General features: G+C 43.2%; 16 protein-coding genes and 1 riboswitch. Of the genes, 7 read left to right on the top strand and 9 right to left on the bottom strand.

The window, feature by feature from the left end; translation table 11 throughout:
* Positions 1-29: 29 nt before the first annotated feature.
* Together DB729_RS03790 and DB729_RS03785 are read right to left on the bottom strand one after the other, a co-directional pair.
* The gene (locus tag DB729_RS03790; RefSeq protein ID WP_109290205.1) at positions 30-665 is read right to left on the bottom strand and encodes a DUF421 domain-containing protein; all 636 of its coding nucleotides are present in this window, start codon (positions 663-665) and stop codon (positions 30-32) included.
* Positions 662-1117, bottom strand: a complete 456-nt coding sequence (locus DB729_RS03785) for a DUF3290 family protein (RefSeq protein WP_049501579.1) — start codon at positions 1115-1117, stop codon at positions 662-664. The genes DB729_RS03790 and DB729_RS03785 overlap by 4 nt, the downstream gene beginning before the upstream one ends.
* A 133-nt stretch (positions 1118-1250) precedes the next feature.
* On the opposite strand from DB729_RS03785, the gene DB729_RS03780 reads away from it, so the two are divergent.
* The 4 genes from DB729_RS03780 (at position 1251) to DB729_RS03765 (ending at position 4669) form a co-directional block, all read left to right on the top strand.
* On the top strand, positions 1251-2078 hold the full coding sequence (locus DB729_RS03780; RefSeq protein WP_109290206.1) for an exodeoxyribonuclease III: 828 nt from the start codon (positions 1251-1253) through the stop codon (positions 2076-2078).
* Between the two features lie 11 nt (positions 2079-2089).
* Positions 2090-2476: a bleomycin resistance protein gene (locus DB729_RS03775; RefSeq protein WP_061452820.1), complete on the top strand. Its 387-nt coding sequence runs from the start codon at positions 2090-2092 to the stop codon at positions 2474-2476.
* 133 nt (positions 2477-2609) lie between these two features.
* Positions 2610-2705, top strand: a riboswitch (purine riboswitch).
* Positions 2706-2825: 120 nt separating this feature from the next.
* Entirely contained in the window at positions 2826-3407 is a 582-nt protein-coding gene (locus DB729_RS03770) for a xanthine phosphoribosyltransferase (protein WP_000770385.1), read from the top strand.
* On the top strand, positions 3407-4669 hold the full coding sequence (locus DB729_RS03765) for a nucleobase:cation symporter-2 family protein (RefSeq protein ID WP_049479041.1): 1263 nt from the start codon (positions 3407-3409) through the stop codon (positions 4667-4669). Before DB729_RS03770 ends, DB729_RS03765 begins: the two co-directional genes overlap by 1 nt.
* A 32-nt stretch (positions 4670-4701) precedes the next feature.
* Here DB729_RS03765 and DB729_RS03760 read toward each other — a convergent pair whose 3' ends face one another.
* From DB729_RS03760 to DB729_RS03750, 3 genes are all read right to left on the bottom strand, one after another.
* Positions 4702-5106: a PaaI family thioesterase gene (locus tag DB729_RS03760; protein ID WP_109290207.1), complete on the bottom strand. Its 405-nt coding sequence runs from the start codon at positions 5104-5106 to the stop codon at positions 4702-4704.
* Positions 5107-5175: 69 nt separating this feature from the next.
* Positions 5176-6657, bottom strand: coding sequence for a UDP-glucose--hexose-1-phosphate uridylyltransferase (locus DB729_RS03755; protein WP_049478416.1), 1482 nt, complete (start codon positions 6655-6657; stop codon positions 5176-5178).
* A gap of 18 nt (positions 6658-6675) precedes the next feature.
* Positions 6676-7854, bottom strand: a complete 1179-nt coding sequence (locus DB729_RS03750) for a galactokinase (protein ID WP_000189885.1) — start codon at positions 7852-7854, stop codon at positions 6676-6678.
* Positions 7855-8018: 164 nt separating this feature from the next.
* Between DB729_RS03750 and galR the strand changes: the two genes are divergently transcribed.
* On the top strand, positions 8019-9020 hold the full coding sequence (gene galR, locus DB729_RS03745) for a DNA-binding transcriptional regulator GalR (RefSeq protein ID WP_000212534.1): 1002 nt from the start codon (positions 8019-8021) through the stop codon (positions 9018-9020).
* Between the two features lie 67 nt (positions 9021-9087).
* Here galR and DB729_RS03740 read toward each other — a convergent pair whose 3' ends face one another.
* From DB729_RS03740 to DB729_RS03730, 3 genes are all read right to left on the bottom strand, one after another.
* Entirely contained in the window at positions 9088-10125 is a 1038-nt protein-coding gene (locus DB729_RS03740) for a zinc-binding dehydrogenase (protein WP_000833743.1), read from the bottom strand.
* Positions 10126-10479, bottom strand: a complete 354-nt coding sequence (gene nmlR / locus DB729_RS03735; protein ID WP_001022627.1) for a stress response transcriptional regulator NmlR — start codon at positions 10477-10479, stop codon at positions 10126-10128.
* 244 nt (positions 10480-10723) lie between these two features.
* Complete coding sequence (locus tag DB729_RS03730) at positions 10724-11611, bottom strand: cation diffusion facilitator family transporter (RefSeq protein WP_000095933.1); 888 nt, start codon at positions 11609-11611, stop codon at positions 10724-10726.
* Positions 11612-11743: 132 nt separating this feature from the next.
* On the opposite strand from DB729_RS03730, the gene DB729_RS03725 reads away from it, so the two are divergent.
* Both DB729_RS03725 and DB729_RS03720 read left to right on the top strand, forming a co-directional pair.
* Complete coding sequence (locus tag DB729_RS03725) at positions 11744-12298, top strand: TetR/AcrR family transcriptional regulator (RefSeq protein ID WP_001126071.1); 555 nt, start codon at positions 11744-11746, stop codon at positions 12296-12298.
* 26 nt (positions 12299-12324) lie between these two features.
* Entirely contained in the window at positions 12325-12657 is a 333-nt protein-coding gene (locus DB729_RS03720; protein ID WP_000958142.1) for a hypothetical protein, read from the top strand.
* Between the two features lie 34 nt (positions 12658-12691).
* Here the strand turns inward: DB729_RS03720 and pnuC are convergent, their stop codons facing one another.
* The gene (gene pnuC / locus DB729_RS03715) at positions 12692-13483 is read right to left on the bottom strand and encodes a nicotinamide riboside transporter PnuC (protein WP_000214770.1); all 792 of its coding nucleotides are present in this window, start codon (positions 13481-13483) and stop codon (positions 12692-12694) included.
* Positions 13484-13822: the final 339 nt, after the last annotated feature.

The raw sequence follows: 13822 nt of genomic DNA, 5'->3' as shown, positions 1-13822 counted from the left end.
AAACCTGAGGCCAAGACCCCAGGTTTTTCTTATTCATAGGTTACGACTGAGACGACACCCTTGTCATACTCAGCGATAAAGATATTGGCTACATTGTCATGTCCTTGTTTGCTGAGATTATCAAGCAACCACTCTTCGCTACGACCAATCGACTCCAAGACATCGACTTGGATCACACCGTCAGTCACAACTGGATACTTAGGATTTTCATCTCCTATTTGGACCACGATGAGTTGGCCATTTTGCTCCTGCACAGCGCATTTGACCTGTTTCATCTGGAAAATCCCTTGGCTACGAAGTTTGAGAGCAACTTCTGCTGCAGACAAACCAACTGAACGACAGGCTTCTGGGTCAATCTGCCCATTTTTGATAAGGAGAGTTGGTTTTCCATCAATCAAGCGTTTGACAAAACGAACATTGTTATTGAGCCACTTGAGGGTCAAGACCAAAATCGTCCACATCATCAAAATCACTGCGTACTGCAGAATACTGATTGAACTATTGTAAATCACCCCACCGATGATACCACCAAGAACATAGTTCTGAATTTGGTCTATAGCATAGTTAGGTGCTAGATTCCCCTTTCCTGTCACATTAATAACAAAAACAAGAGAGAAAAGACCCAGGGCCAGTTTGATTAAAATTTCCATATAATTGAGTGTCATTTGTTTACCTCCACCAATTCAATAGCGTCTGTTTGATGCAATTCTAATTTCTCTAAAAGATACTTGTCTGGTTGGCTCCCGTTCATGGCACGATAGAAATTTGAACCTACCTTGATAAGTGCTCCATCAGTGTCGGCAGAAGTATTGACATAAACTTCTGATTTATCCACCCCCAAGTCTTTGGAAACAACCTCTATGAAATGAAGGGAAGTTTGAAATTGGTTGTTAGAGGCTTGATTGGTCTGGTATTTTGAGATTGTCACCAAAAGCATGGCCACCAAGGTCAAGGCCAAAATCATGACCAATTCCCGAAACTTAGTCCCCTTTTTATCTCGATAGGCTTTAAAAGCAAAAAATCCTGTGATAGCTAGGAGAACAATTCCAAAGCCAATCATGATGCCATTTTGCTGACTGATTTGGCTAAGTACATAGTCATATGAGTAAAATTTCATTTATTTTCACTCCCTTTCATAAAATCATTCTTAATTATAAACGAAAGAGAGTGATTTTTCAAGCCATACGTTGGGGAAATAGACCTTTTTTTGGTATAATAAAATCTATAATCTGAATGAAAAAGGTAACTTTATGAAACTTATCTCATGGAATATTGATTCCCTAAACGCTGCCCTAACTAGTGACTCAGCTCGTGCCAAATTGTCCCAAGAAGTCCTACAAACCTTGGTCGCTGAAAATGCTGATATTATCGCTATTCAGGAAACCAAACTTTCTGCCAAGGGCCCTACAAAGAAACACCTAGAAGTACTTGAAGAACTCTTCCGAGGTTATGAAAACACTTGGCGTTCCTCTCAAGAACCTGCTCGCAAAGGCTACGCTGGAACCATGTTCCTTTATAAGAAAGAACTCACACCAACGATTAGCTTCCCAGAAATCGGGGCTCCTTCTACCATGGACTTGGAAGGCCGCATCATCACCTTGGAATTTGATACATTTTTCGTGACCCAAGTATACACTCCAAACGCTGGCGATGGTCTCAAACGCTTGGAAGAGCGTCAAGTCTGGGACGTCAAATACGCTGAGTATTTGGCTCAACTAGACAAAGAAAAACCAGTCCTTGCGACTGGAGACTACAACGTAGCTCACAAGGAAATCGACCTTGCAAATCCTGCCAGCAATCGCCGTTCACCTGGATTTACCGACGAGGAACGTGCTGGATTTACCAACCTCTTGGCAACTGGATTTACCGATACCTTCCGCCATATTCACGGTGATGTCCCAGAGCGTTATACTTGGTGGGCGCAACGCAGCAAGACTTCTAAAATCAACAATACAGGCTGGAGAATCGACTACTGGCTCACTAGCAACCGCGTGGCTGACAAGGTGACCAAGTCTGACATGATTGACTCAGGTGCGCGTCAAGACCATACGCCCATTGTCATGGAGATTGAGCTCTAAGGAGAAAGCTAATGGACTATCAAGCTGTCATTCCTGAATTTGTAGTATCTGACCTCGAAAAGTCACGCCACTTCTACTGCGACTTGCTGGGATTTTCTGTCGAATACGAGCGTCCAGAGGAGAAATTTCTCTTCCTCTCGCTTGAAGACTGCCAACTTATGCTAGAAGAAGGCAGTACAGAAGAATTAGCCCAACTAACCTATCCTTTCGGGCGCGGTGTCAATATTTCCTTTGGCATTGAAGATGTCCCTCAGCTCCACCAAAAACTGCTGGAAGCTGACTATCCTATCCATCGTCCGCTGACCAAGAGAACATTTCGTGTTGGGGATCATTATATCTATCCTCACGAATTTGCAGTCTTGGATCCCGATGGCTATTTTTTAAGATTTAGCGAATAAAAGAACAAAAGGCTACAATACTATATAGCGTTGCAGCCTTTTATTCGTTCGCTTTTATGATCTATTTACTAACAAAAAATTTGATTTATAAAGCTAATTGGTGTAAAATAAAAACATTGGCAGTAGCCTATTTAAAATTGAATATCATTTTACTTGTTTATGTCGTGAATTGGCACGACGTTTCTACAAGGTGCCGGAACACCTAACAATGAGTATGTCAGCTGAAGGTATGGTGTTGGCCATACCTATTTTGGGGACTTACTTAGGGGATTAAGTAGGTCCTTTTTCTATTTCTTGCTAGAAACTCTAGACAAGCAAATGAAGCATCTTTTAGACTTTAGGAGGTCTTATGAAATTATTAGAAGAGCGCATCCTTGAGGATGGGCATATCTTGGGTGACAACATCCTCAAGGTGGATTCCTTTTTAACCCACCAAGTTGACTTTAGCTTGATGCGAGAGATTGGTAAGGTTTTTGCGGAAAAATTCGCTTCTGCTGGCATTACCAAGGTCGTGACCATTGAAGCGTCAGGCATTGCCCCAGCCGTTTTTACAGCGGAAGCCTTGAATGTGCCCATGATTTTCGCCAAGAAAGCTAAAAACATCACCATGAACGAAGGCATCTTAACCGCCCAAGTCTACTCCTTTACCAAGCAGGTGACCAGCACCGTTTCTATCGCTGGAAAATTCCTCTCACCAGAGGACAAGGTCTTGATTATCGATGATTTCCTAGCAAATGGACAAGCTGCCAAAGGCTTGATCCAAATCATCGAACAAGCTGGAGCAAAAGTTGAAGCGATTGGTATCGTGATTGAAAAATCCTTCCAAGACGGTCGTGATTTGCTTGAAAAAGCAGGTTACCCTGTCCTATCACTTGCTCGTTTGGATCGTTTTGAAAATGGTCAGGTCGTATTTAAGGAGGCAGATCTCTAATGCAAAAACAAGAAAAACACTCGCAAGCAGCCATTCTTGGCTTGCAGCACTTATTAGCCATGTACTCAGGATCTATCCTGGTTCCCATCATGATTGCGACAGCCCTTGGCTATTCAGCTGAGCAGTTGACCTACCTGATTTCTACAGATATCTTCATGTGTGGGGTGGCAACCTTCCTCCAACTCCAACTCAACAAATACTTTGGGATTGGACTACCAGTCGTTCTCGGAGTTGCCTTCCAATCTGTCGCTCCCTTGATTATGATTGGCCAAAGCCATGGTAGTGGTGCTATGTTTGGTGCCCTTATCGCATCAGGGATTTACGTAGTTCTTGTTTCAGGCATTTTCTCAAAAGTAGCCAATCTCTTCCCATCTATCGTAACAGGCTCTGTCATTACCACAATTGGATTGACCCTGATTCCTGTCGCTATTGGAAATATGGGAAATAACGTCCCAGAGCCAACTGGTCAAAGTCTCTTGCTTGCAGCCATCACTGTTCTGATCATCCTTTTGATCAACATCTTTACCAAAGGATTTATCAAGTCTATCTCCATTTTGATTGGTCTGGTTGTTGGAACTGCCATTGCTGCTACTATGGGCTTGGTTGATTTCTCCCCTGTTGCAGCAGCACCGCTTGTCCATGTCCCAACTCCCCTCTACTTTGGGGTGCCAACCTTTGAAATCTCCTCTATTGTCATGATGTGTATCATCGCAACGGTGTCTATGGTTGAATCCACTGGTGTTTACCTAGCCTTGTCTGATATTACCAATGACCCAATCAACAGCACGCGCCTGCGCAACGGTTACCGCGCAGAAGGTCTGGCCGTACTTCTCGGAGGAATCTTTAACACCTTCCCTTACACAGGATTTTCACAAAACGTTGGTTTGGTTAAATTGTCAGGTATCAAGACTCGCCTGCCAATCTACTACGCAGCTGGTTTCCTAGTCCTCCTTGGACTCCTTCCTAAGTTTGGTGCCCTCGCCCAAATCATTCCGAGCCCTGTTCTTGGAGGGGCCATGCTGGTGATGTTTGGCTTTGTTTCCCTTCAAGGGATGCAAATCCTCGCCCGCGTTGATTTTGCTAACAATGAACACAACTTCCTTATCGCAGCTGTCTCCATCGCTGCAGGTGTCGGACTAAACAATAGTAATCTCTTTGTCAGCATGCCAACAGCCTTCCAAATGTTCTTCTCAAATGGAATCGTCGTAGCCAGCCTACTGGCCATTGTTCTCAATGCAGTACTAAACAGGAAAAAGAAATAAGAAAAAGAGGTGTGAGCCTCTTTTTTGTTTATCTATATCCTTACCTGTCTTTCTTCTGACCTTTGGCCTATGACAAACATGGTAAAGGTGGCTTTGCAGACATTTCTGCCTTCTTGATTGGTAATATCCACATCCACGACACAGGTTGTGCGACCTTGATGGACACATTCTCCTTTAATGGTCAACACATCGTCGAGTTTTCCAGCCTTGAGGTAGTTGATAGAGGACTGGAGTGTCACCACATCAAGCCCTAGCGAGATGACCACTAGACCACTGATCTGGTCACAAAGGGTGAAGAGATAGCCACCATGGGCATTGCCATAGTAGTTGAGCGACGAGTCCACTACTTTTGTCGTCACCACAACATGACCATCTCTCATTTTTTCAATTTCGTAATTTTCAAAGGCAGATATAGCGTCAAAATGAAAATCTTTCATCGTTTCCTCCTGATAGTTCAAACGACACTATGATACTACTTTTTATAGGACTGTGCAAGGAGAAAGCTCCTAGTCTGGCAAAATTCCAATCTGCTCTACAAAGCGCATAAAGGCTACCTGTCCTTGTTCCGTCTGCTTGTAAACCCCCGCGTCCTCCAGAACACGTGCAAAGATAGCACCCACAGAGTCCTTGACGATTTCAAGGGCTTTTTCTTTATCTGCTAGGTCCGGATGTTGGGCTTTGAGCTGGTCTGCCCATTCCTGATGATAGTCTGCAACTGCTTCATCATCTCCTACAAGATAGCTTGCAACTTGCTCCACTTCTGCTTTCAAACGAGGTGGTAAGATAGCCAAGCCCATGACCTCAATCAAGCCGATATTTTCCTTCTTGATATGTTGGACATCCTTGTGGGGATGATAGATACCATCCGGATGCTCTGGCGATGTCTGATTGTCACGCAAGACCAAGTCCAACTCAAACTGTCCATCTCGTTTACGGGCAATCGGTGTAATGGTATGGTGTGGTGTTCCATTACTTTCTGCCAATACTTGCACACTTGGATCTGAATACTGTCGCCATTCCTGCAATATCTTATCAGCCAAGTTGATCAAATCCTCTTTAGAATCCGAAGTCAAACGTAGCACTGACATTGGCCACTTGACAATCCCAGCCTTGACCTGCTCAAAACCAGCAAAACAAAAAGTCTTTTGCAAAGGAGCCAATTCCATAGGAAATACGTGACGACCTCCCTGATAGTGGTCATGGGTGAGAATAGAGCCCCCCACGATTGGCAAGTCGGCATTAGAGCCCGCAAAATAGCCTGGAAACTGCTCTACGATAGCTAGCAGGCGCTCAAAACTCTGACGACTAATGGCCATGGGACGATGCTGGCCGTCTAAGAAAATACAGTGCTCATTAAAATAAGCATAGGGCGAATACTGGAAGCCCCACTCCTGACCCGCCATTTCAAAACGGATAATGCGGTGATTGCTGCGAGCTGGATGGTTAACCCGACCATGGTAGCCTTCGTTCTCTAGACAGAGCTGACACTGGGGATAATTGCTAGCTTGCACCAACTTGGCTGCCGCAATCTCCTTTGGATCCTTTTCAGGCTTAGAGAGGTTGATGGTAATCTCAAGTTCTCCGTAGTCAGATGCTACACGATAAGCAATATTTTTAGCAATGGCCTTGAGCTTGATGTAGTCGTTTTTCTGGCTGAGCTGGTAAAAATCCCCTATCGCCTGCTCAGGAGATTGGGCATAAGTTGCCCAGAAATCACGATTGACCTGACTTGGACAAGGGGTTACCAAGTCCATCAGTTCAGCACCTAGGATTTCACGTGCAGTCTGACTATCCTCAATCGTCTCTAATCGAACCGCCTCCTCGACCAGCTGGTCCTTGAGGTCAATCAACTCATCCAGATCAGTCTCAACTTCCAAAGCACCTTCTCCCACTCGAACCAAAACACGATTGGTCAAGTAGATTCGATCCATTTCCTCAAATGAACTTTCAGAAATGATATGTGTTATAAATTTATCTACTAAGGTCACTATAGAGCCTCCTTTTGACTAATCAAGGACGCGAGTGCCACCTGCAACTTCAGCGATATAGAAGCTTGGAGCGTATCCAACTACTTCCTCATAGTGCTTGCCAACAGCTGCTTTAAAGGCCTCAACAGCATCTTTTTGCACCAAAGCAATGGCACAGCCACCAAAACCTGCTCCTGTCATACGAGCACCGAGAACACCTTCTTGATCCCAAGCTGTGTGGACAAGGGTATCCAATTCCAAGCCAGTTACTTCATAATCATACTCAAGAGAAACGTGTGACGCATTCATCAAGCGACCAAATGTTTCCAAATCACCTGCTTGAAGGGCTGCTTGAGCTTTAAGGGTACGTTGGTTTTCAAGCACAGCATGGCGAGCTCGTTTCAAACGATTTTCGTCTTTAATCAGGTAGCTGTATTGGTCAAAGGCCCACTCATCCAATTCACCCAAGGTCTGAATATCCAAGGCAACTTGCAATTCTTCCACAGCTTTTTCACACTCGGCACGGCGCTCATTGTATTTAGAGTCCGCTAGTTCACGGCGTTTGTTGGTGTTCATGATAACAACGACATTGTCTTTTAAATCAAGTGGCACCAAGTCGTATTCTAGAGTGTTGGTATCTAGGTAAATAGCACGTTGGTCTGCACCCATACCGATAGCAAACTGGTCCATGATACCAGAGTTGACTCCGATAAAGTTGTTTTCTGTTTGTTTTCCAATTTTAACCAAATCCAAACGGTCTAGTTTTAAATCAAAGAGATGCTCTGCCACAACCCCTGTCAAGAGTTCCAAGGATGCTGATGAAGACAAGCCAGCACCATTTGGGATATTCCCAAAGACATAAAAATCAAAACCTTTGTCAATGACATGTCCAGCTTCTTGCAAGAAATGAAGGACACCTTTTGGATAATTGGTCCAGTTATGCTCTTTTTCAAATTTGAGGTCAGCAAGAGGCACTTCGATAATGCCCTTGTCCTCAAAGTTGGCTGAGTAGAAACGCAAAACTTGATCGTCACGCTTGCGAGCCGCCCCATAAGTTCCCAAGGAAATCGCAGCAGGAAAAACGTGACCGCCATTGTAGTCCGTGTGTTCACCAATTAGATTGATGCGGCCAGGTGAAAAGAAGGTTTGGTCTGCTTCTTGACCAAAAACGGCAAGAAAGTCTTTGCGAAGGGCTTCAGTAGTAAGATCTTGTGTCATATAAATTCTCCTTTGACTATCCGTTAAGTCACCTTAACGTGTAATCGTTTTCTTCTATTGTATCCAAGGGATTTACCAAGGTCAATCCTTTTTACTAAACTTTTACTAAACTATCGGTAAAAAGAAGAAAAATATGATATACTAACCTAAAAGGAGGAGGATTTATGGCTACCTTAAAAGACATCGCACAGCTAGCCTCTGTCTCTATTGCGACCGTATCTCGTGTCCTCAATCGCGACCAGAGTCTATCTGTTACAGAAGAAACCAGACACCGTATATTAACCGTCGCGGAAGAGCTGGGCTATACCAAGCACCTCAAGACAGGCGAATCCCACAAACCCAAACAAAAAATTGCCATTATCCAATGGGTCAGCGAACAAGGGGAGTTGGACGACCTCTACTACTACCAGATTCGTCTCGGTATTGAAAAAAGAGCCCAAGAGTTGGACTATGATATCTTGCGCTATTTTAATGACCATCCTTTTACACTGAGCGAGGAAGTGATTGGCATTCTCTGCATCGGAAAATTTAGCCGATCTCAGATTGCTGCCTTTGAAGAATACCAAAAACCTTTAGTCTTTATAGACAGCGACACCCTCTCACTAGGTCATACCTGTATTATTACTGACTTTTACACTGCTGTGAAACAAGTTGTAGACCATTTCCTCAGTCAAGGGATGAACCGTATCGGAATTCTCACAGGCCTTGAGGAAACAACCGACCAGGAAGAAATTATCCAGGATAAGCGGCTAGAGAATTTCAAAGACATTACCCAAGCAAATGGTATCTACCATGAAGAACTGGTCTTTCAGGGGAGCTTTACTGCCCAGTCTGGCTATGACTTGATGAAGGAGGCCATTCACAAGCTAGGAGAACAACTCCCACCAGCCTTTTTCGCTGCTAGCGATAGTTTAGCCATCGGCGCCCTCCGTGCCCTTCAAGAAGCTGGAATTAGCCTACCAGACCGCGTCAGTCTCATTTCTTTTAACGACACTAGCCTGACCAAGCAGGTCTATCCTCCCCTCTCCAGTATCACTGTCTATACCGAGGAAATGGGCCGAGCAGGTATGGATATTCTTAATAAGGAAGTTCTCCATGGTCGGAAAATTCCTAGCCTGACTATGCTGGGAACCAGACTGACTTTGAGAGAAAGTACGCTGCCATAACTCAACAAATATACCAACGCAAAAAATCCTAATAGAGAGTCTCAATTCTCCATTAGGATTTTCATTGTTAATCCATCACAATCATAGACTTAATGGTCTTGCGTTCATCCATATCTTTATAAGCCTGGTCGATATCTTCCAGTTTATAACTTGAAGTAAAGACGCGACCTGGATTGATGTCTCCATCAAGAACCGCTTTTAACAAAACTTGTTTGTCATAAGTAGTAACTGAGGCTGCTCCACCTGCCACTGAAATATTTTGGGCAAATGTAGAACCGAGCGCACAGTTATTGTAATGAGGAACACCAACGAATCCTAAACGTCCACCATTGTGAAGAACCCCAAGGGCTTGATCTACGGCTGCTTCAGTCCCAACACATTCAAGGGCTGCATCTGCTCCACCACCAAGGATTTCACGGACTTTGGCAATTCCCTCTTCGCCACGTTCAGCCACAACAGCTGTCGCACCTGATTCCAAGGCCATCTTTTGGCGATCTTCATGACGACTCATAAGGACAATCTGCGACGCTCCACGCATCTTAGCTGAAATAACAGCACATTGGCCAACAGCCCCATCCCCGATAACGACAACCTTATCCCCTTTTTGAACATTAGCAACACGCGCTGCATGGTAACCGGTCGGCATGACATCAGCCAGTGTCAAAAGTGACTTGAGCATACCTTCTGTGTAGTCAGAAGGTTGTCCAGGGATTTTAACCAGCGCCCAGTTTGCATAGTGAAAACGAATATATTCCGCCTGAAAATCGCCTCCCAAGTTATTACCAACATGATTGTCGCAAGAACCGTCAAAGCCAGCAAGACAGGCATCACACTCCCCACAGCCATGGGTAAAAGGGACAATGACAAAATCACCTGGTTTCACCGTCATAATGGCTTCCCCAGTTTCTTCGACAATCCCAATCGCTTCGTGTCCACTATTTTTGTGTCCAGCTTTCGTTTCTGGATTACGGTACCTCCATAAATCTGAACCACAAACGCACGCACGAACTACACGAATAATCACATCATCCGCTTCTATTATTTGCGGACGTTCAATACTAGCAAGACCAACCTGACCTGCCTTTGTATATACTGCTGATTTCATTTAAAATTTTCCTTCCTTGTAAAGTTTAATTTTGTGATTTAAGCGATTTAAAGCCGTCTGTAAATGAGACAAGCGCTTCTCTAATTTTTTCTTTTCGTCTTCTAAAATACCAAGCCTTTCCTCTCTCGTTTCATCCCCCTTTTGGTAAAGCGACATATAGTCAACTAAACTGTCTACAGAGACACCCGCCGAACGAAAACACTTAATAAATTCCAGAGCTTCTATATCCTGATCTTGAAAGTCACGAATTCCAGTCGCGGTTCGAGTAATCGGTGGCACAAGACCAACTCGCTCATAATACCGAATCGTATCCGCTGAAATTCCCAATAAGTCGCTGGCAGATTTAATATTCATATACTAGCCTCCTTTCATTTCCTTCACTGAATTTAAGCAACTATAACTCATTCATCTTATTATACAACTTTGAGTTGACTCCAAGTCAAACATTTTGCATCTAATAGAAAAATTTTTTTAATTACCAAACAACTAAGTAAAGTTTATACAGAGCCTTATAGGATCAAACTTTTAAGATATTTAAACAGGAAAGAAAATACTCTATTTCAAATAACATAGGGGCTTAATCATTCTTTACTTTTTACTAATGATGCCCCTGCTTCTGCTCTAACTCTCTCACCCTCCGCCTATGTTGCGCATGATTGCTTTGACTGATATCTACTTCAATAGTGATATTCTGCACGCCTCTTTCTTCTAAACATTGACGCACCACTTCTTTGGTTTCCATCATCTGTTCCCAGTCCTTGATACAAATGTGGACAATAGCATTGTTCTCTAGACCGTCCATGGACCAAATGCTAAGTTGATTGACACTTTTGACATTGGGTAGAGCCTCTAAATCCTTCTCCAAATCACTGGTCTCGACTCCTTCTGGCACAGCATCTAGGAAAATCTTCAGTGCGCTCCAAAAGCGAGGAATGGCTTTCGACAGAATAAAGATGGAAATAACCAGCGATAAAAGCGGATCAAGGATATACCAATCTGTAAATCGGAGGATAATCGCCATTAGGATGACGGCCAACCAACCAAGAGTGTCTTCCAAAAAATGCAAGCTAAGAATTGACTCGTTCTTTGTCTTTCCTTTACGAACTACCAGACTTGCTAGTACATTGATAGCTACTGCAATGATTCCCAGCCAGAGGATGCCATTCTCATTAACGGGTTGCGGATGAGCAATCTTCGTGATATTTTCCAAAATCACTAGGACAGACCCTATCATAAGAATCACAGACGTTAGCATGGCTCCTAAAAGACTAAAACGTTTGTAACCCAAGGTGTACTGTCTATCTTCTTCACGGTTTGAAATTGTTTCTAAAAGGGCTGAGATGCCAATGGCTATAGCATCTCCCAGGTCATGAACAGAATCAGCAAGAACAGCACTCGAACCAAAGATTCCTCCTGCGATAAACTCAACAATCGCATAGCTTAAATTTAAGAAAAAAGCTAACCAGATAGATGTTTTAGAACTCATTTCTCTCCCTCCTTTGGTATAATGGGTATATACATACTTCTTTCATTTGTATTATCTAATAAAATTCAAAGAAAGGATAGAAGCAAACTGTCAGTCCTATTCAGTTCTGAACAGTTTGTCTCAAGTGTCTATATGCCAAAAAGAGACCGTCGAGTCAGCAAGACGAAAAAAGCCATCTATCAAGCTTTTTTACAACTTTTGAACGACAAGGGCTATGATGCCACTACTGTTCAGGATATCATTGACCTAGCAGATGTTGGACGTTCTACTTTTTACTGTCACTATGAAAGCAAGGAACTCCTTTTAGATGAGCTCTGTCGCTACCTCTTTCATCATCTCTTTGAAAGGGAAGGACACTTTACTACCGAGGACTACCTCGCACATATCTTTTTACATTTTCAGAAAAACCAGGACCATGTCACCAGTCTCCTTTTTTCTAAAAACGACTACTTCCTCCGCCAACTACACAAGGAACTCGAACACCACGTTTATCCCATGGTGGCGGGTGACTTGCAAGAGGCCTATCCAAACATTCCGGCCTCCTACCTCCAGCATTTTGTTGTGACGAACTTTATCGAGACCCTAACTTGGTGGCTAAAAAAAGGAAAATCTTATACCGAAGACCAAGTGGTGAGATTTTACCTTGATGTAATGGAGATGACCTCTACAACTCCACTTGATAACTAAGCCTGTAACTCAGAAAGGAACCAACTATGTTAACTTCGATGATTCTAGGAATACTAACAATTGTACTAGCTCTCGCCTTCTCATTGCTTCACCTTGCTGCTGCTTTTTCAGCCATGAAACAAAAGAACTACAGTCTAGGAAATAAATGCATTTTGGTTGGCAGTTGCCTCACCTCTCTGGCTCTAGCTATCTTTTACTTCGTCCCACTTGCAACCATTCTTCTATGGATTGTGGGCTCAAGTATCGTCTGCTATGGAGCCTACTGGAACGGGCAACAGAAAGAACACCAACATATATCGCACCACATCGTTCGTATAACGAGCGCTATTATCATTACGGTATTATTCATTTTGCTCTAACACAAAAAAGGATCAGATGATCCTTTTTTACTTTTTAAGCACTCTTTGCGGCCTTGCTCCACTGATACCAACCAACTAGACTATTGATCAAGTAAATCAGGTATTTCCCTTGGATTTGCAGGCTTTCTCCCCACCAGAGATAGATAGAAAAGACATTGGTAGCTGCCCAGAATATCCATTGTTCACGGTAAACAGCTGTCATGAGGATTTGCCCCACCCCGTTGGTCGCATCGGTGATGGAATCGCGATAAGGACGATTGGCTCCGATAGACTGATAAATGAACCCAAATACCAACCACCAGAAAACACTAATAGAAAGATACTTGGTCCAACCCTTACCGTCCAGTTTACGCGCGACAAACTCCTGCTTTTCCTTTTTAAACTGTGCCTGGTAGATCCAAACTAGAAGTCCAATTGGCTGCATGGCCGTGAAGTAGAGTGTCGTTAGCACCTCACCATAAAAGCCTTTCTGCAAAGCCAAGATAAGGTAAATAACAGAGTTAATCAAACCAAAAAGGTAATTACTTGCTCGACCTTCCGATACAAAGATAACACAGATAATCCCTGTCAAGCTACAAATCATCCCAACCCAGTCAACAATGCGGTGTTCATAAATCAACTCCAGCCAGATTGGAAAACTTCCTAAAACCAGCAGGTAAAGCCACTGAGCAAAACTACGATGGGCAAAGAGGTCATTCCAGATAGCCTTCATGGTTCCTGAAAATCCCAAATCAGCCATAGCAGCAACCATACGGCGGTAGCCACCAGACATTTCACCAAGAGTAATTTTGATATTCTTGAGTTTTGTTTGCAAATAAGTCGTCATATTTTCTCCTTTTGTTTTTAAAGAGCCGTGTCTGGATAGACTTTCGGACGCAACGCTCTATTATATATCTACTGAACTGTCTATACACAAGATTTCCATCCTTAGTCGACATGAGTTGGAAATCCTTATTTGTTAAGTAGTTCACAACACATTATACACCTATTCTCTGAATAGTCAAGTGTATTTACAGTAAAATATTGGAAAATCCTGAAAATTTATTCTTATACTCTTCGAAAATCAAATTCAAACCACGTCAGCGTCACCTTACCGTACTCAAGTACAGTCTGCGGCTAGCTTCCTAGTTTGCTCTTTGATTTTCATTGAGTATTATTTTCCATT

This window comes from Streptococcus halitosis, assembly GCF_003143695.2.
Lineage (GTDB): Bacteria > Bacillota > Bacilli > Lactobacillales > Streptococcaceae > Streptococcus > Streptococcus halitosis.
Note: the sequence above shows the minus strand (reverse complement) of the source record. Positions and strands in the feature narration are given on the sequence as shown.